We start from the raw sequence: 19,164 nt of genomic DNA on the forward strand, positions 1-19,164 counted from the left end.
ATCAACACAAGCACGGGAGCCTGCCCGCCGTACGATCGGCCACAACAGACAGACGGTGCGACCAAACCACACATCCATCCAATAGCATCGACATCCGCAGCTACGCGGACGACATAACCCGGACGTCGATCATGCCGCTGAGCTGCTGAAACTCTAAATCATGAAAGTGCGGCTGGAGTATTAGGTGAGGTCCGCAAATGGCTTCCAGACTTTAGTCGGATTGTCATAGCGTATCGACCGCAGTCGGCTCGCAAACTCGGCCGAGACTCGTGTCGAACTTGCGAGAAGCGGCGTGGCAGCAGCGATCATTTTGAGCTCGCGGGCTTCCCGTAGAAGCGGCCAGTTGCGGTCGGACATCACGTCGTACCCGTACGCCTCGGCGAGCGCCCGATGCGCCCCGGTCTTCCCGAAGCGGACCTCACCCACGGCGACCGCTGCCAGGTCCACCTGCCAAGGCCCGAGACAGGTGGCGTCGAAGTCGCAGAGCAGGATGCCGCGCGACGCATCCCGGAGAAGGTTGCCGACGTGCGCGTCCCCGTGGATGAGCGACTGCTCCCCGCGCTGGTTGAGGTCGGCGACCTGCGGCTCCAGGCGGTCGCACCACGCCGCCAGATAATCGTGGTCCTCTGCGGTCAACCCGTCGGCATCCGCCAGGCGTCGACGCGCGTCTCCGATCGGATCCCAGGTGGCCAGCGGGAAGGGCGGGGGTCCGAGCGCATGAAACCGCCGCAGCGCCGAGCCGAGGTCATTCATCGTCGGAGTAGGCGCGGCGGGTGGCACGTAGACCCACACCGAGGCCACCAAGTCACCGACCGCAACCGGCTGCGCCACGCCGGGCGCCAGCCGGATCGTGGGCGCGTCCAGCTCGGCGAACCATCGCGCAAGCTGAACGACCTTCGTCACCCGGCCCCGGAGCCGGTGCGTCCGCGCGATGCGGATGACGAGCCCGGATTCCGGCAACGCGAACACGGCGTTGTTGGTCAGCCGAAGGAGGCGGGCATCCTCGGTCGGCACCTCAAGCCCGCCGGCGATCTCCCGCATGGCGAGGGTCATCGCTTCTTCCGAGAACCGTCCGTTCATACCGTGGCCGCAGCTCGTGCGGTGAGCGTCCGTTCGAATTCGGCAACGACGGCAAGGTGGCGGTGCCGTCGGAGATCACGGCGTAGGTTGAGTACTCGATCAACGACTCGACTGGAACTCAGCGCTCGCGACTGCTCGACCACGCGCGTGCCGACAGCGACCGCCCGCTCGGGCTCATCGGTGAGGAAGAGCGCGCTGCACAGGCCGACCTCGTTCAGGACCATGCTGCGGACGTTCGCCGGGCCGAAGGCGACGATCGCCTCTTCGACGCTCCGCACCGCCTGCGTCGCGTGCGTGCCGGCCTGCCGAGCCATGTCGCGGTACACGCGACCGTACTGCGCTAGCAGCTCGCCACGGTCGTAGAAGGCCATCCAGGTTGGCTCGCGCTCGGGATCCACACGCTCGAACTGATCACTCGCCTGACCGAGGAGGGCCAGCGCGTTCTGGTGGTCGCCGAGTGCGGCTGACGAGGCTGCCTCCGCGCCCCAGAGCAGCGCCTTCACGGCAGGGGTCGCCCGGGATCCCAGCTCTGAGTGGGCCAGCCGCAGCGTGGCCAGAGCATCGTGGTTATGCCGAAGGTGTTGCAGTTGCTTGGCCTGCGAGTAGCGGATCAGAGCCGCCAGCGGAGCGTCGTCAGCGGACATCGCGGCCCGCTCGCCGGCGGCGAAATGCCGTTGAGCGTCCGCGTGCCGGCCGGCGTCGAGCGCGGTCCAGCCAGCCAACTGGCGAGCTGCCGCGATGGCCGCGACCAGGCGGGGTGTCACCCCGGGCGAGTGCGACCAGTCGAGCATGCGGTACACCGACTCCGCGAACCGGGCGACCTCCCGATAGAGCAGACCGCCACCGCATTCGTAGTCGACCGACCGGTAGAGCTCCAGTACCGCGTTTAGTCGAGTCACGTCCGCGCTGCCGATTCGGCGAGGACGGGGATCCTCAGGGGCTCCGACCAGCCCGGCTCCCGCCGAAACCGCCGCGATGCCAGCCAGGAGGGTCCGCCGGCCCATGTCTGGTGCGGCGCGGCTCCCGTCGGCCCGAGGGCTGCCCGGGGAGGCGGGACCGACGGCGAACCAGAGAGATCCCGGCGGGATGCGGAGCGCTGTCGCCCAGTGCGCCAGCCGGTCGAGATGCACCAGGGCGGGGCCGTTCTCGATCCGGCTCAACTGCGCCTGCGTGATCCCCAGCCACCCCGCGACGACGCTCTGCGGCAGCGGGTTCCGCCCGTGGTACGGGTGGTGGCGGTACGCCCGGATCACCTGCCCGAGGTGCCGTCCGGCCAGCGCCGCCCGGAGCGGTTCATGGTCCCAGAACGAGTCGGGCACCGCGGGCGGCGTGCTGAGGCGGTCGCGCTCGGCGGCCTGGCAGGGCGCGCAGCGTCCCGTGTCGTTGTCGCGCGCCAGGCGCCCGCCGCAGCGGGGGCAGTTCGCAGGTGTCACCGGCAACCTCGCCGTTCGCGGAGAACCTGTGTCCGAAGTCGAGCCTAGCCATTCAACCCGTTCCGGAGCGGCCTGGTATACGCACCGCGCATATCGCCGGATGTCTCGCGGCGGTCACCGAGAGTATGCGGTGTGTGCATGACAGCCACGATCACCAGGGCATGCGGCTCCTGCTGGGAGGGACCGAGAGTCGGCGCATGGCCCGGGGCGGGTGCCGGGTTCCGGTGGCACCGCGTCCCCCGATCGCGGCTCCCGCCGTCCCCGCCCGCTCCGGTGCCACTCCACGAGAACCGACCCGGAGGCGCCAGCCGATGTCCGCAGTACTCGCCGACTTTCCCGTCCTCACCCCCGTCACCGACGAGGATCTGCTCGTCGCCGCGCTGGCCGTGCGCGTACACGTTCCCGAGCACTGGCCGCAGGGGCCGTTGTGTCGCAGTGAGCGTGTGCCGTACCCCTGCCGGCTGGCCCGGTGGGGGAGGGCGACGCTCGCCGTGGCCGGGCTGCCCGACGAGGCCGTGGCGGCCGGGATGGTGGCGTCGTGATCTACGTGACCGGGGAGCGGGTGCAGGCGTACCAGGTGCGCAGCGCCGTCTTCGACACCCGCTGGCGCGGGCTGGACCCGGCGCAGGTGCACGACTACCTGTGCCGGGTCGCCGACGAGATGGACCGCCTGCACCGCGAACTGGCCACCGCCCGGACCGAGTCGGAGCGCGTCCGTCAGGCCCTGCGGCAGTGGCAGTCCCGCCACAACGGGTGCCGGCGACGCGGCCACGATGACTGAGCCTCGCTGGATCATCCACCTGCCGACCACGCTCACCAGCCGGGACGCCGCCGCCGACCTGGCCGCCGCGCTCGCCGGGTCGCTCGGGCACGTCAACGTCGTTGATTTCGGCGAGACCACGCTCAGCGAGGATGACGCACAGCACCTGCGGCACCGGGTCTGGTGTGATCAACGGTTACCAGAGGGTGGACGCTGTGGGCTGCGGGACGGTCACGGTGGGTCGTGCGGGGCGACGGAGCTGCGCTGACGCCGGTACCGTCCCCGGCGTGCTGGACACCGAAGAACTACTCGCCGAGTTCACGTCGCCCCGCCCGTACACGATGGCGGTCGTCGCCGACGCGCCGGCCGCGCCCGGCGTGCACCTGGTGCTCGACGGTGGCGTGGTGGTCTACGTCGGCTACACCGGCAACCTGCGCTCCCGGCTGCGGCAGCACCTCACCGGCAACCGCGACTCGTCGGTGCTGCACGACCAGGTCGGCCAGCTCCTCGACACGCCCGGCCGCGCCGCGACCCGCGACGACATCGCCGGGTGGCTGGGGCGGCGCGAGGTCCGCTGGCTGGAGACCGACCACCCCGAGGGTACGAAGGACGCGCTGGTCCTGGCGTTGCGTCCCCGCTTCAACCGCCAGGTGCCGAAGCCTCGCTGAGGCGGCGCGTGTTAAGAAGGGGCCCCGCCTCTACCGGAGACGTTAAAAGGGGGCCCTTCCTTGCACGAAGCGGAGCAGGTGATCCAACGGGTGCTGCGGGACCTCCGGGAGGGGGCGCACCGCGGCGTCGTCGTGGACTCGCCTCCCGGTGCCGGGAAGTCCACCCTCGTGGTCCGCGCCGCGGTCGAGATCGCCGCCACCGGCGACCCGCTGATGATCGTGGCGCAGACCAACGAGCAGGTGGACGACCTCATCGACCGGCTCGGCCGTAAGGCCCCGGACCTGCGCGTCGGGCGGCTCTCCGCGACCGACTACCGGCCCACCGAGCGGGTAACCGGGCATCCGGCGGTCCGGGTCGCGGCGAAGGTCGCCGACCTGGGCGGGCCGGCGGTGACCATCGGTACGGCGGCCAAGTGGGCCACCGTCACCGAGGGAAGCTGGCCGTGGGCGATCGTCGACGAGGCGTACCAGATGCGCGCGGACGCGCTGCTGCGCGTGGCGGGGCGGTTCGAGCGGGCGCTGTTCGTCGGTGATCCCGGGCAGCTCGATCCGTTCTCCACTGTGGAGACGTTCCGCTGGACCGGGCTGACCTGGGATCCGATGCAGTCGGCGGTGGCCACGCTGCTGCGGCACAACCCGGAGCTCCCGGTGCACCGGCTGCCGGTGTCGTGGCGGCTGCCCGACTCGGCCGCCCCGGTGGTGTCCGCCGCGTTCTACCCGTTCACCGGGTTCCGCGCCGGCACCGGTCCGGCCGACCGGGTGCTGACGTTCACCGAGCCCGGTCCGGGGGACGCCTACGACGCCTCGGTGGAGGTGGCCGCCGCGACCGGCTGGGCGTTGCACGAGCTGCCGGCCCGGCACACCGTGCGTACCGATGCCGAAGCCGCCGCGGCCTGCGCGGAGCTGGCGTTGCGGGTGCTGGCGCGCGGCGCGGTGGCGGTGAGCGAAGCAGCGCCGGGCGGCGCGCCGGTCACCGCGGACCGGATCGCCGTCGGGGCCGCGCACCGCGACCAGGTCGCGGCCATCCGGTCCCGGCTGGGCACGGCCGGGGCGGGCATCACCGTGGACACCGCCAACCGGCTCCAGGGCCGGGAGTACGACGTGACGATAGTGCTGCACCCGCTCTCCGGCCGGCGGGACGCGACCGCGTTCCACCTGGAGTCGGGGCGGCTGTGCGTGCTGGCGTCGCGGCACCGGCACGCCTGCGTGGTGGTGGCCCGGGCGGGGATCGGTGAGCTGCTCGACGCGTACCCGTCGACCGAGCGGGTGCACCTGGACGTGCCGGTGAAGTTCCCGGACGGCTGGGAGGCCAACCAGACGGTGCTGACCCACCTGGACGCGCACCGGGCGTGACGAGGGGCCGTCGTGGCATGTCCGGCGAACCGAACGGATCTTCCGGGCGGTGGAGGGCGGTGGGCACGATGGCCGGATGTACCCTCACGACCCGTATCAGCAGGATCCGTACCAGCCGGATCCGTACCAGCAGCAGTATCCGCCGCCGCAGTACCCGCAGTACCCGCCGCAGGCGTACGCGCCGCAGCCGGAGCAGCCGACGAACAGGTGGGCGATCGTCCTGTGGGTGGCGGTGCCGGCGCTGCTGGTGATCCTCTGCTGTGCCGGCTGTGTCGCGTCCGGGTTCGCGGGCGGGTTCATCGAGGGGTTCAACGAGGGCTATTCGTCGTCGTAGGCGTACCTCGGCGCGCGCCGCTGGCGGCGGTGCGTTAGGAAGGGATCATGACCGCGAGTGTGCTGCCCTGGCTGGGTGGGGGCGTGGTGGCCCTGGCGGCCGGGTTCCTCGCCGCGTTGCTGCCCCGGCGCCGCGCCCGCGCGCAGGGCCGGCGCGTCGCCTGGTCCTCGGCGCGGGCGGCGATCCACGACGCCACCGTGAGCCGGGACGCGTCCCCGACGGCGGTGCCGGAGGCGGAGCGGCTGCTGGCCCGGGCCGAGATGCTCGCCGCCGCCCGGGGCGGCGCCGACGCGGCCCGGGCCGCGGCCGAGCACGCCCGCCGGGCCGACGAGCTGTGGCGGGCCGGCCGGTGACCGCGCCGAAGCTGCCGGTACGCCGGGATCTGGTGCGCTGGTCGCTGCTGGCCGCCGCGGCGGCAGTGCTCGTGGTGTTCCTGGGGGCGCAACGGCAGAGCGTGGAGGTCAGCTACGGGCGGTCCCCGTCGGCGGGCGCGCTGCCGCAGGAGGGGTCGGCCGGGGAGCTGAGCGACGCGAGCGTGCCGTCGGTCGAGGAGATGACGGCGCTGGTCGCGGCCGAACCCGTGGTGCGGCTGCCCGGGGCGGTCGCGCGCTGGGACGAGCAGCGGGTACGGGCGGCCATCGGTGACCGGGGCACCCGGATCCTGGTCGCCCCGCCCGGTCTGGACGAGGCGGAACGCCGCCGGGTCAAGGACGTGGAGAACGCCGAGATCCGGATCGTCGGCACCGAGGTCAGCGGCGGGCTCTACGTGGCTTCGCCGGACGACCTGCCGGGCTGGCGGGCCCGGTTCGCCACCCGTGACGTGACCGGCCCGCTGCTCACGCTGCTGGCCACACTGCACGACCAGCCGACCCCGCCCGACCGCGACGACCTGCGCTGGCGGGAACCGACCGGTCCGGAGCTGGCCCCGATGGTGGCCGCGTTGCGCGCCACCGGCCGGTACGTGGGCCCCGGCGCCACGCTGACCAGGCTGCCGGAGAAGGCGGCGAGCAGCGCGTTCCCGGACGGGGCCTGGTTCGTGGTGCTGCCCGCGCAGCCGTACGGGGAGCCGCTGCCCGCGTACGGGCCGGCGCTGCACCGGCTCGCCCCGGATCAGCCGCTCCTGGTGATGTACGGCGACTGGATCGAGTACCACGGTCCGAGTGCGGCGGAGTTCGCCGAGGTGGCCGGCGCGAGCTTCTACGCCCAGTTCGGCAGCCGGCTCGGCCGGTACGCCTACCCGCAGCAGAACGTGCTCGCCACGTACCTTGGCCAGGTGACCGACGTGCGGTACGCGGGGCTGTTCGACCGGCCGCTGCCGTACCGGCCGTTCGACCCGCTGCGGGTGGCGCTGCCGGCGTTGCCCTGGATCTTCGCCGCCTGCGTGGCCGGTTTCGTGGCGCTGTCGATCCGTACCGTGCGGGGCAGTGGCCGCCGTCCGGCCGACGTCGGTCCGGGCGGTACGCCGGCCCGGCTGGCGGGGCTCTCCGCGCTGGCGGTGGAGCTGTCGCTGCTCACCGACGCCCGCACCGACCCGGCGCTGGTGCGGGGCGTGGGCCGGTTGCGGGCGGCCCGGGACGCGCTGGGCGAGGGGTTGCCCGACCGGCACGTACGGGAGTTGCTGGCCGACGCGGCGGCCGAGCTGGACGACGTGGCCCGGGACGTGCGGATGCCCGGCTACCGGCCGGACGTCTACCTGCGGGCGAGGCTGTCGTGAGCGGCGTCGCGACCCGGCCCGCGCGGGTGCCCGCCCGGCGCGGCGCGGCGGCGACCGGTCCGCGCCGGCTGCTCGGCCGCCTGGTCGGCACCGCCTTCGGCCGGGCGACGCTCGCCTGCCTGGCGCTGGCCGGCTGGGCGCTGTGGTCCGGCGGCATCCTGGACGGGCCGGTCGCGCGGCAGGTGCGCGTCTCGTCGGTCTACGCCGCTCCCGGGGTGGACCTGGACCGGGCCGCCGCCGAGCGGGTCATCGGCAACCGGCGGCTGGTGGTGCTGATCATGGAGCCGGGCGCCGACCTGCGCGAGGCGTGCGCCGACACGAAGCGCGCCGCCCAGGGCACGCTGGTGCTGGCGATGAGCCGCGACGGCGAGGACTGGGACACCTACGGCTGCTCCCGGCTCGGTGGCGACGGCGCCAAGGACCTCGGCCGGGCCGTGGTCGCCGAGACCACCATCGGCCGGGGCGCCGACGCGTTCGTGGACCGGCCGGTCGAGGCGCTGAAGGTGATCGTGCTCAACTACGACCGGCTGGTCCGGGCCGGTCTGGTGCCGGACGGCGCTCGTACCATCAGCCCGTCGCTGCCCCGGTACCTGCTGGCCGGTGGCGCGGTGACCGGCGTGGTGGCCGGCGCGGCGGTGCTCTGGTTCGGCGGTCGCCGGGCCGGTCGTCTGGCCGACGCGCGCCGGGCCGGGCGGGACGCGCGCGCCGACGAACGGGCCGCGCTCGGCGCCGCCACCGCTGTGCTCGCCCAGCAGATCATCGACCTGGACGGGTACGCCGGTCCGGCCGCGCCGGCGCACCGGCGGCTGGCCGCCGACTACGTCGGTCTGCTCGACGAGGTGTCCGAGGTGGACGACGACGCCGGGGCGTTGCGCCGGCTCCGGGAGCGGGTCGAGGAGCTGAACCGCCGCGCGGCGGCTCTGGCCGACGACGCCGCGTCCGGGCGGGGCGCCGATCGCGCGGGTGGCCGCAACCAGGACAAGCCGCCGGCCGGGAGCGCCGGCAGGTCGGCGGGCGGGCGTCCGGGCCGGACGGCGGCCGGCGCGCCGGGGAAGGGCCGGACGCGCGGACGGGGCCGGCGGTGACCCGCCGACCCCGTCGTCACTGCGTCGTCAGCGCTGGGCGCCCACCGTCGCGGCGGCCGGCCAGCTGCCGGTGAAGACCTGGGCGGGCGTCGCGCTGCGGGCCGCGAAGCCGAACAGCGAGTCGACCCGGGAGGCCTCGGCGGAGCTGGGGTACGGGTTGGTGCAGCTCGTACCGGCGCTGCCGCCGGACATCAGGATGGCGCAGTTGCCGTTGTAGTTGTCCGGCAGGCCGAGGATGTGGCCGATCTCGTGCGTCATGATGCGCAGTGCCGAGTACTGCTGGGCCTGGTTGTAGTCGATCACCACGCGGCCGTTGCCGAGGCTGGTGCGCTGGGCGTACGAGCCGCCGCCGTAGGTGTAGGTGATCCGCAGGTTGGACCCGCACTGGGCCATGTTGATGTTGTTCGTGTAGTTGTTCCAGATCGCCGCCGCCTGCACCGCCGTGTTGGCGAACGGGCCGGCCTGGCTGATGTTGTAGCAGACGTTGCGGACGGCGGCGGAGGCCGGAGCCGGGTTGACGGCTACCGCGCCGAGCGCTGCCAGCGTCGCGGCCGCGAGGGTGGCGAGGATCCGGGACAGCTTGGGCTTACGCATGGTTCACACTCCTTGGGATGGGGGGTGAGCGGAACGCCGCCAGCCTATAGATTGGTATCCATCGATATCAAGTGTCGCGGTGAACTGACCGGGCTCGATCATCCGTACCCCTTGTCGTGCGGACCACGGAGCTGGTGACCTGTCCCCGCGAGCCGCGCGACCGGCTCGGCCCGGTCGCCGTACGCGAGGCGGTGCACCGCTGGCTGCGGCTGATCGCGGCGGACGCGGAACTGGCCCCGTACCTGATCGGGGTCGACCGCCGCCGGCTCGCGGCGCTGCTCACCGACCGGCTGGACGCGGCGCTCGGCGGTGTGTGGCGCAGCCCCGGCGGCGCCGGCCCGGACGGCGGGCCGGTCCTCGGCGGCGCGCGGCGACCGCCGTTGAGCGAGGAGCAGCGCTGGCGCGTCCTGGACTACCTGGCCGCCGCGCTCTGGACGCTCGACCTGCCGCCGACCGCGCTCGTGGACGCCCAGCGGGCCGTCGCCGGACTGCTGCGCGCCTGATCGCCCACCAGCACAGGAAAGGTCGTTCACGCCGCCGGGAATCCCCGGTTTTCCTGTCAACCTCCCGTCACGCGGGGTGTTTTTCTGATCGCTTCCGGTCGATAACGTCGGGCCACTGCCGTCGACGAAGGGCCGACGATGAACGACAACGGACACCCGCTCGACCGCCGGCGACTGCTCGCCGGCGCGGCGGCAGCCTCGGCGGTCACAGTGACCGGCCTGGCCGTCGCCTCCACCGGAGCCGCCGCCGCGGCGGCTCCCGCCCGTCCCGCGACACCGCTGATCGCCCGGGACCGCATCGCCACCGCCGCGCTGCGCGCGCCCGACGGCTCCGCGCCCGCGGTCGGCGTCCAGACCGACTTCCACGCCCGGCTCGCCGCCTGGCTCGCCTTCTGGTCGGCGAACTCGCCGCCGGCCTGGAGTACGCCGGTGCACGTGGTCGCCCGGGTCGAGCCGGCCGGCGACGCGCTGGTGCTGCACGCGATCCGGCACCGCCGCGACGACGAGCTGCACGCCGGGTTCGCCGCCGGCCGGCGCGACGCCACCCACCTGGCCACGCTGGCCAGCCTGCACCACCACTTCCCGGACGTGCGGGTCCGGCCGGACGGCACGATCCGGGTCGCCGACGGACCGGCCGGGTTCACCGGCGCGCCGGAGCAGGTCGCCTTCGCGGTCGCGGCCTGCCGCGAACTGTGGGGCGACGCCGCGGCCACCCCCGGCCGCTGGGCGGAACACGCCGCCCGGGTGCTCGCCCGCGCCGGGCAACGCACCGACGCCGCCTCGCACGCCGGCTGGGCGGCCTTCACCCGAACCAGCCTGCGTCGCGGGCTGGGCACCGAATCGTACGAGTGACCGGAGGAAGCACATGGCCCGCAACGAGTTCCGCTTCGTGGTCGACGGTGTCGACCTGAGCGCCGAGCAGCAGACGCTGATCGCCGCGGAGATCCAGAAGGCCGGCCTGGCCGCCCTGCGTACCGCCGACGCGAAACTGACCAACCCGCTGACCGTCGGCCACGGCAACATCAAGCTGCGCCCCGAGTGGTACGGGCTCTGGGTCATCGACGGCCCGTTCGCCCAGGACCTCGGGCAGAAGATCAACGACATCGGGTTCTGGATCCAGCGGTGACCGACGCCGCCCGGCCGGCCGGCGCGCCGGAGCGGATGTGCCCGAGCACCCCGGCGTCGAACGCCACGGTGTTCCTGGGCATGATCACTCCGGCGGGCCGGGTGGCCTACGTGACCCCGGCCGTACCGGCCGAGGTGGCGCTCGCCGGGCTCGGCGACTCCGACGAGCCGGTCGAGGCACGGGTCCGGCTCGCCGGTCCGTGCGTCACCTCGTCCTGCGGCTTCTGGACCGGCTCGCACTGCGGGCTGGGCGCGCGGATGGCCGCCTCGTACGCCGAGACCGCCCCGCCCGCCGAGGAGGCGCTGCCGAAGTGCGCCATCCGGCGTACCTGCCGGTGGTTCGCCGAGCAGGGGCCGTCGGCGTGCCCGGCGTGCGCGCACGTGGTGACCGACGCGCGGACCTGATCGCTGTCGTCTTGTCGGACCCCTCGACTAGCGTCGGGAGGTCATGGAGCCGCGGTTCGGCGAGCAGATCATCGGGCGGGAACACCCCGCGGCGCTGTTGCGCGCCGAGGTGGCCCGGCTGACCGCGGGCCACGGCGGCCTCGCCCTGGTCACCGGCGAGCCGGGCATCGGCAAGACCACACTGGTCTCGGCCGCCGCCGACGAGGCCCGCCGAAGCGGCGCGCTCGTGCTCGGCGCCGCGTGCTGGGACTCCGACACCGCCCCCGACTACTGGCCCTGGGTCCAGGTGCTGCGCCGGCTGGCCCGCTTCGCCGACGACCCGTCCGGCGCCCGCGAAGCGGTCGACGCCGGGCTGGCCGCGCTGCTCGGCGAGCGCCCCGCCGGAGAGGGCGACGAAGCGGGGGACGACGGCGACGAGGCGGGGGACGGCGGCCGGGCCGAGTTCGACAGGCACGACGCGGTGACCGCGGCGCTCGTCGCCGTCGCGCAGCACCGGCCGGTCGTGGTGGTCCTCGACGACCTGCACTGGGCCGACCCGGCGTCGGTCCGGCTGCTCCAGTTCGTCACCCGGCACACCTGGTTCGAGCGGCTGCTGTTCGTCGGCACCTACCGGGACGCCGAGGTCGAGTCCGGCGAGCATCCGCTGCGCCCGTTGCTGGTGCCGCTGAGCGCGAAGGCCACCACGGTCACGCTCACCGGCCTCGGCCGGGACGACGTGGCCGCCCTGATGACCCGCACCGCCGGCCGCGAGCCGGGCGCCGATCTGGTCGCCGAGGTGCACCGGCGCACCGGCGGGAACCCGTTCTTCGTCGAGCAGACCGCCCGGCTCTGGCACACCGACGGCCTCACCGACACCATCGCGCCCGGCGTCCGGGAGGTGGTGCGCCGCCGGCTCGACCAGTTGACCGCCCCGGTCGTCGAGGCGCTCACCGTCGCCGCGGTGCTCGGCCACGAGTTCGACAGGGGGACGGTGGCGGCCTGCGTACCCGCTCCGGTCGCCCAGGTCGACCGCATGCTCGGCCGCGCCGCCGCGGCCCGGCTGGTGCTGCCCCGGGGCGGCGGGCGGTTCGTCTTCGTGCACGACCTGGTCCGCGAGACGCTCTACGACGGGCTCGCCGCGGACGCGCGGCGGGCCCGGCACGCGGGCGTCGTCCGCGCCGTGGACAGGTCCGACGCGCTCGCCGGCGCGCTCAGCCCCGCCCACCTGGCCCGGCACGCGTGGCTGGCCGGCACCGAGCTGGACCCGGTACGCGCCGGTGACCTGCTGGTCACAGCCGCGCGGGACGCGGCCGGCCGGCTCGCCGTGGACGAGTCGGTCCGGCACTACCGGCGGGCGCTCGATCTTCCCGGTGAGCCCGTCCCGCGGGTCCGGCTGCTGCTGGAACTGGCCGGGCTGCTGCACCACATCGGCCCGGCCGACGAGGTCGAGCGGCTGCTGACCGAGGCCGCCGCGCTGGCCCGGCAGGCCGACGACCCCGGCGTGCTCACCCGGGTGGCGCTCACCGCGCACCGGCGGCACTCGGCCACCCGCCGCCGGCTCGACGCCGACGACCTGGTCCGCGAGGCGTACCGGCGGTTGATCGGCGAGCCGGATCCGCAGCGGTCCGTGCGCAGCCTGGTCACCGACCTGATCACCGCCACCGAGACGCTCGCGAGGCACGGCAGCGACGACGAGGCGCTCACGTTCAGCCTGTGGGCCCGCCACGACACCACCTGGGGGCTCGGGACCGCCGAGGAGCGAGCCCAGGTGACCGCCGAGATCCGGGAGGTGGCCCGCCGCGGCGGCGACCGGGAGACCGAGCTGTGGGCCACCGCGCTGCGCTGGGTCGCGCTGCTGGAACTGGGCGACCCGGGATACCGCCGGGAGCTGGCCTCGTTCGTGGCCGGCGCCCGGCAGGGCGAGGTGCCCCGGCAGCGGATGGCGGCCACCATGGACAGCGGCATCATCGCCGCGTTCCGGGGCGACCTCGCCACCGCCGAGGAGTGCTTCGCCGAGGTGGAGAGGCACCCCGAGCCGGAACACTCCGACCACGCCTTCATGACGTACCACATCCGCTGGTCGGTGCTGCTTCTCTACGGCCGCGTCGCCGAGGCCGAGGCCCTGCTCGACAAGGTGGGCGCCGGCCACCCGCAGGCCGAGCTGCTCCGGGCGATCACCGCCGCCGAACGCGGCGACCCGGCCGCCGTACGCGGGCTCACCGCCGGGATCGAGGCCGCCGGCGCCACGTACCCCCGGTCGGTGTCGCCGCTGTGGCTGCGGCTGCGGGCCCAGGCGGCGGCAGTGGACGGCGACCCGGGCCGGTGCGCCGAGACGCGGGCGGCGCTGGCGCCGCACCGGGGACGGTGGATGGCCGCGCTGTTCGGCTGCGACATCGCCGGCCCGGTCGACCTGTGGCTGGCCGCGGTGGACGCGGCCGACGGCCGGTGGGACGACGCGGTCGCCGGTTACACGGCGGCCCGGGACGCCGCCGACCGGCTGGGCGCCCGCCCGTGGTCGGTGCTGGCCCGGGCCGGGCTGGTGGCCGCGCTGACCGGGCGCGACGGGCCGGGCGACGCGGCCGAGGCGCGGCGGCTGCGCGCCGCGACGGCGGCCGAGGCGCGGGCGCTGGGCATGAGACAGGTGCCCGGCCGGCTGGCCGCCGCCCGGGTGGACCCTCCGGCGGTGGTGGTCTCTCCGCTGGCCGCTGTCCGCCCGGCGGTGTCCGCTCCGCCGGAGTTCCGCCCGGACGGGCCGGTGTGGCGCCTCGGGTACGGCGGTGTGGTGGTGCACCTACCCGACGCCAAAGGGCTGCACGACCTGCGGCTGCTGTTGAGCCGGCCCGGCACCGACGTGCCCGCCGTCGAGCTGCTCGACCCGGCCGCCGGCCCGGAACTTGTCGCGGCCCGCCGCCTCGGCGCCGACCCGGTGCTGGACGACGAGGCGAAGGCCCGCTACCGCCGGCATCTGCGGCGGCTCGACGACGAGATCGACCGGGCCGCCGTACGCCACGACGAGCGGCGGCTGTCCGCGCTGGACGCCGAGCGCGCCGCGCTGCTCGACCAGCTGCGGACCGCCGCCGGGCTGGCCGGGCGCAGCCGCCGCCTCGGTGACCAGGCCGAACGGGCACGCAAGGCGGTGACCGGGCGGATCCGGGACACGCTGCGCCGCATCGACCAGCGGCATCCGGCGCTCGCCGCCCATCTGCGTGAGTCCGTCACCACCGGCGGCGCCTGCCGCTACCTGCCGCCCGAACCGGTGTCCTGGCGGCTCTGACCTGCCGTACGCCGGGGTGGCGGGTTCGGGTCCCGCCACCCCGGCGGGCGGTCAGTGGCGGTTGTAGCGGTACATGGTCAGCGTGCCGAAGACGACCACGAAACCGGCGCTCCAGAGCAGCAACCACATCGTGTTCGGGCCGTCCATCGAGCCGGCCATCGCCGCGCGGACCGCGCCGACCAGGTGGGTGATCGGGTTGACCTTGACGAACGCCTGCAGCCAACCGGGCATGGTGGACGGTTCCACGAACACGTTGCTGAGGAACGTCAGCGGGAACAGCACCATCATGCTGACCCCCATCACCGACTTCTCGCTGCGCAGCACCAGGCCGAAGAACGTCCACACCCAGGAGAACGCGAACGAGAAGACCACGAGCAGCCCGATCCCGGCCAGCACCCCGAGCAGCCCGCCGTCGGGGCGGAAGCCGAGCACCAGCCCGACCGAGAGGATGACCACCGCGGCGAGCACGTAGCGCAGCACGTCCCCGAAGATCATCCCGACCAGCGCGGCCGGCCGCCAGACCGGCAGCGTACGGATCCGGTCGAAGACACCCTTCTCGATGTCGTTGTTCAGCCCGACCCCGGTGTACATGGTGATCATCACGACGCTCGTGACCATGATGCCGGGCAGGAAGAACTGCAGGTACGCACGCGGGCTGTCGGCGAGCGCGCCACCGAACAGGTACGTGAACATCAGCACCATGATGATCGGGAACGCGGTCACGTCGAACAGCTGCTCCGGCACGTGCTTGATCTTCAGCAGGGCCCGCCAGCCGAACGTCAGCGACGCGGCGAGCGGACTCGGCCGGGCCGGCCGTTCCGCCGGGGCGAGCACCGTGGCGAGCGCCTCGGCGGACGGGACGTAGACGGACGGCGCGCGCCCGGTGGTGATCGCGGTGTCGCTCATCGCGCCGCCTCCAGCTCGTCGTCCCGCTCGTCCGCCGGGACGGCCGGGTGGTCGGTCAGGGCCAGGAAGACCTCGTCCAGGCTGGGCTGGCCGAGGGAGAAGTCGTCCACCACGATGCCGGCGCCGGCCAGCTCACCGAGCGCGCGGGCGGCCTGCGCGCTCGCCTCCAGGTCGGTGCCGTCCTCGCCGACCCGGGCGGTCAGCGCCACCGGGTCCGTGTCGAGCTGCACCGGTACGCCCAGCGCCGCCCGCAGCACCTTCTCGGCCTGGGGCCGCTGCCCCGGATCGCGCAGCCGGATGTGGACGCTGCCGGATCCGACCGACGACTTCAACTCGCCCGGGGTGCCCTCCGCGATCACCCGGCCGTGGTCGACCACCGCGATCCGCCCGGCGAGCTGGTCCGCCTCGTCCAGGTACTGCGTGGTCAGCAGCACTGTGGTGCCGTACGCCACCACCGCCCGCACGATCGCCCACACCTGGTTGCGGCTGCGCGGGTCCAGCCCGGTGGTCGGCTCGTCCAGGAACAGCAGATCCGGGGTGTTGAGGATGCTCGCGGCGATGTCGATGCGCCGCCGCATCCCGCCGGAGTACTTCTTCACCTGCCGCCCGGCGGCCTCGGTCAGCCCGAAGGCGGCGAGCAGCTGGTCGGCGCGGTCCCGGGCGCCGGCCCGGCTCAACCCGAGCAGCCGCGCCAGCAGGATCAGGTTCTCCGCACCGGTCAGGTCCTCGTCCAGCGAGGCGTACTGGCCGGTCAGGCTCACCCGGGAGCGGACCGCGTCGGCGTCGCGCACGACGTCGTGGCCGAAGACCCGGGCGGTGCCGCCGTCCGGGCGCAGCAGCGTCGCCAGCACCCGTACGGCTGTGGTCTTGCCGGCGCCGTTGGGGCCCAGCACCCCGTACACGGTGCCGGCGGGGACCCGCAGGTCCAGCCCGTCGAGCGCCCGCGTCGTACCGAAGGACCGGACCAGGCCCTCGGCCTCGACGGCCAGGCCGGTGTTCCGGTTACTCATGGATTGCTACCTCTCTCGTCGGTGTCTCGACAGGCGTACGGCGTGCCGCCGGACCGATCGCCTGTTTCAACGAGGCCGGGGAGCTGTGGTGTTGTGCCGGCCTCACCCCTTCGGCGCCAGACGGTCCGCCAGATCCGATCTGGCGGTGGCGATTCCCGGCCGACGGCGGCCGGTACGGGAGAAAGGCGCGGTTATGACCGTTCCCGCAGCAGTCCGCCGGATGACCGGTCGCGGACAGTGCGCGATCGATCTTCTGCCATATGCTGCGCCGGCATCCGACGCACGGGGGGCGTGCCCTGGTTGTGGTGACGCGGACGCCTCTTGAGCGCATTGAAACCGAGAGGGGTCCACCGTGTCCATCGTCCGAAGAGTGCTCGGCGCACTCGCCGTGGCGGCCCTGGCCGTCACCGCCGCACCCACCGCCGCCGGTGCGGCGGCGGATCCGGCAGGCGTGCTCCATCTGACCGTCACCAGCCCCGACGGCAGCCCGGCCGCCGGTAACGTCGCCGTGACCGCAGCCGACAGCAGCTACGACAAGGACCTGCTGCCGCTGGATGAGTCCGGGCAGCTCAGCGTGGAGGTGCCGGCCGGCGACTACAAGATCGCCATCACCCCGGTGTACAGCGACGGCCAGGACGACGAGGTGCTCCGGCAATGGGTGCCGGGCCGGACCAGCTGGGCGCAGGCCGGAACGGTCCGGGTGTCCGCGGGGGACACGACGGAGGTCTCCGAGCGCCTGGTCACGCCCAGCGGGTCGACCCTGCGGGCGCGCGACGCGGTCACCGGCGCCGCGGTCGACGGGGTGTGCGTGTTCCTCGACCCCCGGCGCAATCCGTGCGGCGACACCCGGGTGACCGTCCCGCCGCTGATCCCCGGCCCGCAGGAGGTGTGGGTCTACACCCGGGACGACACCCACCTGCCCCGCTACGCCACGGTGAACGTCCTGGCCGACGGCAGCGGCACCGCCGTGGTCGTCCTGACCCCGGCCGCGAACGTGGTCTCCCGGGTGGTCGACGCGGCGACCGGCGCGCCAGTCGCCGGGGCCTGTGTGACGCCGGCGCCCGCCGGCACCGGCGAGCTGCCCGCCAACCCGGGACGGTACTGCTCCGACGCCTCCGGGAACGTCCGCGTCGGCCTGATCACGGCCGGCTCCTGGAACCTGTTCGTCCGCCCCGCCGGCGGATCGGCGTACGGCGCGCAGTGGGTCGGCGCGACCGGCGGCACCGGTGACGCGAAGCAGGCCCGGGCGGTCGCGCTCCGGGCCGGGCAGACGGTCACCGTGCCGCCGATCCGGCTCGACCGCGCCGGTGTCGTCACCGGCACCGTGACCAGCGCGGCCACCGGCAAGCCGGCGACCTCCGGCACCGTGACGCTCGCGCCCGAGACGGGCGACTTCCCGGATTGGGGAGTGGAACTGGACGCGCAGGGCCGCTACCGGATCGACTGGCTCGGCCCGTACGGGTGGCCGCTGCTGTTCACCACCGCCGACAACGCCCCCCAGTGGTCCGGCGGGTTCGCCCTGCGGGGCAAGGCCGTGCCGGTCACGGTCCGGGCCGGCGCCACCACCGTCTACGACCTCGCCGTGCGGCGAGGCGTCCTGGTCACCGGCCGGCTCGTCGATCCGGAGGGCCGCCCGGTGGTCGCCGAGCTGACGGTGCGCAACGCGCGTACCCGTGAGGTCATCGGCCGGACGTCAGACCGCGACGGCGAGTACGCGCTGCGCGTGCTCGGCCCCCAGCCGGTCATCGTGGCGTGGCTGTGGACGCCGCCGTTCGTCAGCTACGCCGGCTGGTACGACGGCGCGGCCCGCCCCGCCGACGCCACCGAGGTGACCCTGCCGGGCACCGGCACCCTGCGGCTGGACGTCGCTGTCGACCGGTACCCGGCCGCCTGAGCGACACGATCCGGTCGATCGGCACGGGCCGGGTGGCGTGTGAGCCACCCGGCCCGGCGCCGGTCAGCGCGCCGAGTCCAGCCGGGTCCGCTGCTCGGCGGTCAGCTCCAGGTCGACAGCGCCCAGGCTCTCCTCCAGCTGCGCCACCGAGGAGAAGCCGACGAGCGGGATCGACGGGATGTCGCCGCCCATCAGCCAGGCCAGCACCACCTGGTTGACGGTGGCCCCGGTCTCGGCGGCCACCGCCCGCAACGCCTCCAGCCGGGCCGGGGTGGCGGGCACCGCGTACTCCTCGCCGAGCCGTTCCGGCCGGACGTACGCGCCCTTGAGCAGCGGTGAGTACGCGACCAGCGTGAGTTGCGGCTCGGCCCGCAGGTAGCTGAGCAGGTCCGGGCCGACCCAGCCGACGTCGCCGTCCCGGTCCAGCTCGCTCGGCACGTCGAGCCGCCGGGGCAGGTAGCTGCGGTGGTACTGCAGCACCTCGTACCCGGGCAACCCGGCCGCGGCGGCGAGCGCCCGCGCCCGCTCCACCCGCCAGGCGCGGTGGTTGCTGGCGCCCAGCAGCCCGACGGTGCCCTCCGCGACCAGCTCGGCAAAGCCCTCCACGGTCTCCCGCAGCGCAACCGTGTGGTCCTCGATGTGGGCGTAGAGCAGGTCGATGCGGTCGAGCCCGAGCCGCTCCCGGCTGCGTTCGGCGGACTCGCGGATCACCTTCGCCGACAGCCCTTCGGGGTTGTCCACGTAGCTGGTGCCCGGGGCGAGTGGCCGGGCACCGAGCTTCGTGGCGATGACCACCTCGTCGCCGACCCCGCGGCTGCGCCGCCAGCGGCCGAGCAGTTCCTCGCTCTCGCCACCCTGGCCCCCGTTCTGCCAGAAGGCATAGTTGTCCGAGGTGTCGATGAACGTGCCGCCGGCCTCCACGTAGCGGTCGAGGATGGCGAACGAGGTGGCCTCGTCGGTGGCGGTGCCGAAGAGCATCGCGCCGAGGCTGAGCACGCTGACCTTGCGGCGCGTCGCAGGGTCGGTGCCGATGGTGCGGTAGCGCAT

Annotated in this window: 21 protein-coding genes; 15 read left to right on the forward strand and 6 right to left on the reverse strand. The window is 74.1% G+C overall.

Going from position 1 to position 19,164, the window contains the following annotated elements; genetic code table 11:
• Window positions 1-180: 180 nt before the first annotated feature.
• Together J3R08_RS05100 and J3R08_RS05105 are read right to left on the reverse strand one after the other, a co-directional pair.
• The gene (locus J3R08_RS05100) at window positions 181-1,080 is read right to left on the reverse strand and encodes a phosphotransferase enzyme family protein (protein WP_209960192.1); all 900 of its coding nucleotides are present in this window, start codon (window positions 1,078-1,080) and stop codon (window positions 181-183) included.
• A complete protein-coding gene (locus tag J3R08_RS05105) occupies window positions 1,077-2,513 on the reverse strand; it encodes a helix-turn-helix domain-containing protein (RefSeq protein WP_209960194.1) in 1,437 nt (478 codons plus the stop codon). Before J3R08_RS05105 ends, J3R08_RS05100 begins: the two co-directional genes overlap by 4 nt.
• 311 nt (window positions 2,514-2,824) lie before the next feature.
• Here J3R08_RS05105 and J3R08_RS05110 point away from each other — a divergent pair, with 311 nt between their 5' ends.
• The 9 genes from J3R08_RS05110 (at window position 2,825) to J3R08_RS05150 (ending at window position 8,427) form a co-directional block, all read left to right on the forward strand.
• Entirely contained in the window at window positions 2,825-3,055 is a 231-nt protein-coding gene (locus J3R08_RS05110; RefSeq protein WP_209960196.1) for a hypothetical protein, read from the forward strand.
• Window positions 3,052-3,294, forward strand: coding sequence for a DivIVA domain-containing protein (locus J3R08_RS05115; protein WP_043326289.1), 243 nt, complete (start codon window positions 3,052-3,054; stop codon window positions 3,292-3,294). The genes J3R08_RS05110 and J3R08_RS05115 overlap by 4 nt, the downstream gene beginning before the upstream one ends.
• A complete protein-coding gene (locus J3R08_RS05120; RefSeq protein WP_209960197.1) occupies window positions 3,287-3,541 on the forward strand; it encodes a hypothetical protein in 255 nt (84 codons plus the stop codon). Before J3R08_RS05115 ends, J3R08_RS05120 begins: the two co-directional genes overlap by 8 nt.
• Window positions 3,542-3,560: 19 nt before the next feature.
• Entirely contained in the window at window positions 3,561-3,941 is a 381-nt protein-coding gene (locus J3R08_RS05125; protein ID WP_209960199.1) for a hypothetical protein, read from the forward strand.
• 60 nt (window positions 3,942-4,001) lie between these two features.
• A complete protein-coding gene (locus J3R08_RS05130) occupies window positions 4,002-5,294 on the forward strand; it encodes an AAA family ATPase (protein WP_209960201.1) in 1,293 nt (430 codons plus the stop codon).
• A gap of 76 nt (window positions 5,295-5,370) precedes the next feature.
• Complete coding sequence (locus J3R08_RS05135; protein ID WP_209960204.1) at window positions 5,371-5,628, forward strand: hypothetical protein; 258 nt, start codon at window positions 5,371-5,373, stop codon at window positions 5,626-5,628.
• 47 nt (window positions 5,629-5,675) lie between these two features.
• Window positions 5,676-5,981 carry a DUF6403 family protein gene (locus J3R08_RS05140; protein WP_043326275.1) on the forward strand — a complete coding sequence of 102 codons (306 nt, stop codon included), beginning with the start codon at window positions 5,676-5,678 and terminating at the stop codon, window positions 5,979-5,981.
• Entirely contained in the window at window positions 5,978-7,342 is a 1,365-nt protein-coding gene (locus J3R08_RS05145) for a hypothetical protein (RefSeq protein WP_280841869.1), read from the forward strand. Before J3R08_RS05140 ends, J3R08_RS05145 begins: the two co-directional genes overlap by 4 nt.
• Window positions 7,339-8,427, forward strand: coding sequence for a hypothetical protein (locus J3R08_RS05150; RefSeq protein ID WP_209960208.1), 1,089 nt, complete (start codon window positions 7,339-7,341; stop codon window positions 8,425-8,427). Before J3R08_RS05145 ends, J3R08_RS05150 begins: the two co-directional genes overlap by 4 nt.
• A 27-nt stretch (window positions 8,428-8,454) precedes the next feature.
• Here the strand turns inward: J3R08_RS05150 and J3R08_RS05155 are convergent, their stop codons facing one another.
• Window positions 8,455-9,021 (reverse strand): snapalysin family zinc-dependent metalloprotease, encoded by a 567-nt coding sequence (locus J3R08_RS05155; RefSeq protein ID WP_064446896.1) that lies wholly within the window; start codon window positions 9,019-9,021, stop codon window positions 8,455-8,457.
• A gap of 116 nt (window positions 9,022-9,137) precedes the next feature.
• Between J3R08_RS05155 and J3R08_RS05160 the strand changes: the two genes are divergently transcribed.
• The 5 genes from J3R08_RS05160 to J3R08_RS05180 all read left to right on the forward strand — a co-directional run bounded on the left by J3R08_RS05160 (window position 9,138) and on the right by J3R08_RS05180 (window position 14,307).
• Window positions 9,138-9,524 carry a globin gene (locus J3R08_RS05160; protein ID WP_280841868.1) on the forward strand — a complete coding sequence of 129 codons (387 nt, stop codon included), beginning with the start codon at window positions 9,138-9,140 and terminating at the stop codon, window positions 9,522-9,524.
• A gap of 138 nt (window positions 9,525-9,662) precedes the next feature.
• Window positions 9,663-10,376, forward strand: a complete 714-nt coding sequence (locus J3R08_RS05165; protein WP_064446897.1) for a hypothetical protein — start codon at window positions 9,663-9,665, stop codon at window positions 10,374-10,376.
• A gap of 13 nt (window positions 10,377-10,389) precedes the next feature.
• Window positions 10,390-10,650: a hypothetical protein gene (locus tag J3R08_RS05170; RefSeq protein WP_030501893.1), complete on the forward strand. Its 261-nt coding sequence runs from the start codon at window positions 10,390-10,392 to the stop codon at window positions 10,648-10,650.
• Window positions 10,647-11,054 (forward strand): hypothetical protein, encoded by a 408-nt coding sequence (locus J3R08_RS05175; protein WP_030501892.1) that lies wholly within the window; start codon window positions 10,647-10,649, stop codon window positions 11,052-11,054. The genes J3R08_RS05170 and J3R08_RS05175 overlap by 4 nt, the downstream gene beginning before the upstream one ends.
• 43 nt (window positions 11,055-11,097) lie before the next feature.
• Entirely contained in the window at window positions 11,098-14,307 is a 3,210-nt protein-coding gene (locus tag J3R08_RS05180) for an AAA family ATPase (protein WP_209960210.1), read from the forward strand.
• A 51-nt stretch (window positions 14,308-14,358) separates the two neighbouring features.
• On the opposite strand, the gene J3R08_RS05185 is transcribed toward J3R08_RS05180, so the two are convergent.
• Both J3R08_RS05185 and J3R08_RS05190 read right to left on the reverse strand, forming a co-directional pair.
• Entirely contained in the window at window positions 14,359-15,213 is an 855-nt protein-coding gene (locus J3R08_RS05185; protein ID WP_043326269.1) for an ABC transporter permease, read from the reverse strand.
• Window positions 15,210-16,223: an ATP-binding cassette domain-containing protein gene (locus J3R08_RS05190; protein WP_064446900.1), complete on the reverse strand. Its 1,014-nt coding sequence runs from the start codon at window positions 16,221-16,223 to the stop codon at window positions 15,210-15,212. The genes J3R08_RS05185 and J3R08_RS05190 overlap by 4 nt, the downstream gene beginning before the upstream one ends.
• A gap of 352 nt (window positions 16,224-16,575) precedes the next feature.
• Here J3R08_RS05190 and J3R08_RS05195 point away from each other — a divergent pair, with 352 nt between their 5' ends.
• Window positions 16,576-18,117, forward strand: coding sequence for a collagen binding domain-containing protein (locus tag J3R08_RS05195; RefSeq protein WP_209960212.1), 1,542 nt, complete (start codon window positions 16,576-16,578; stop codon window positions 18,115-18,117).
• Between the two features lie 63 nt (window positions 18,118-18,180).
• On the opposite strand, the gene J3R08_RS05200 is transcribed toward J3R08_RS05195, so the two are convergent.
• Window positions 18,181-19,164, reverse strand: a complete 984-nt coding sequence (locus J3R08_RS05200) for an aldo/keto reductase (protein ID WP_166455619.1) — start codon at window positions 19,162-19,164, stop codon at window positions 18,181-18,183.

This window comes from Micromonospora sp. HB375 (assembly GCF_017872985.1).
Lineage (GTDB): Bacteria > Actinomycetota > Actinomycetes > Mycobacteriales > Micromonosporaceae > Micromonospora > Micromonospora chalcea.

Excerpts from the sequence above, each read along its gene's own strand:
- J3R08_RS05135 (WP_209960204.1), top strand. The coding sequence starts at position 5,371 with ATGTACCCTCACGACCCGTATCAGCAGGATCCGTACCAGCCGGATCCG.
- J3R08_RS05180 (WP_209960210.1), top strand. The coding sequence starts at position 11,098 with ATGGAGCCGCGGTTCGGCGAGCAGATCATCGGGCGGGAACACCCCGCG.
- J3R08_RS05120 (WP_209960197.1), top strand. The coding sequence starts at position 3,287 with ATGACTGAGCCTCGCTGGATCATCCACCTGCCGACCACGCTCACCAGC.
- J3R08_RS05200 (WP_166455619.1), bottom strand. The coding sequence starts at position 19,164 with ATGCGCTACCGCACCATCGGCACCGACCCTGCGACGCGCCGCAAGGTC.
- J3R08_RS05140 (WP_043326275.1), top strand. The coding sequence starts at position 5,676 with ATGACCGCGAGTGTGCTGCCCTGGCTGGGTGGGGGCGTGGTGGCCCTG.
- J3R08_RS05190 (WP_064446900.1), bottom strand. The coding sequence starts at position 16,223 with ATGAGTAACCGGAACACCGGCCTGGCCGTCGAGGCCGAGGGCCTGGTC.
- J3R08_RS05165 (WP_064446897.1), top strand. The coding sequence starts at position 9,663 with ATGAACGACAACGGACACCCGCTCGACCGCCGGCGACTGCTCGCCGGC.
- J3R08_RS05155 (WP_064446896.1), bottom strand. The coding sequence starts at position 9,021 with ATGCGTAAGCCCAAGCTGTCCCGGATCCTCGCCACCCTCGCGGCCGCG.
- J3R08_RS05170 (WP_030501893.1), top strand. The coding sequence starts at position 10,390 with ATGGCCCGCAACGAGTTCCGCTTCGTGGTCGACGGTGTCGACCTGAGC.
- J3R08_RS05185 (WP_043326269.1), bottom strand. The coding sequence starts at position 15,213 with ATGAGCGACACCGCGATCACCACCGGGCGCGCGCCGTCCGTCTACGTC.
- J3R08_RS05110 (WP_209960196.1), top strand. The coding sequence starts at position 2,825 with ATGTCCGCAGTACTCGCCGACTTTCCCGTCCTCACCCCCGTCACCGAC.
- J3R08_RS05100 (WP_209960192.1), bottom strand. The coding sequence starts at position 1,080 with ATGAACGGACGGTTCTCGGAAGAAGCGATGACCCTCGCCATGCGGGAG.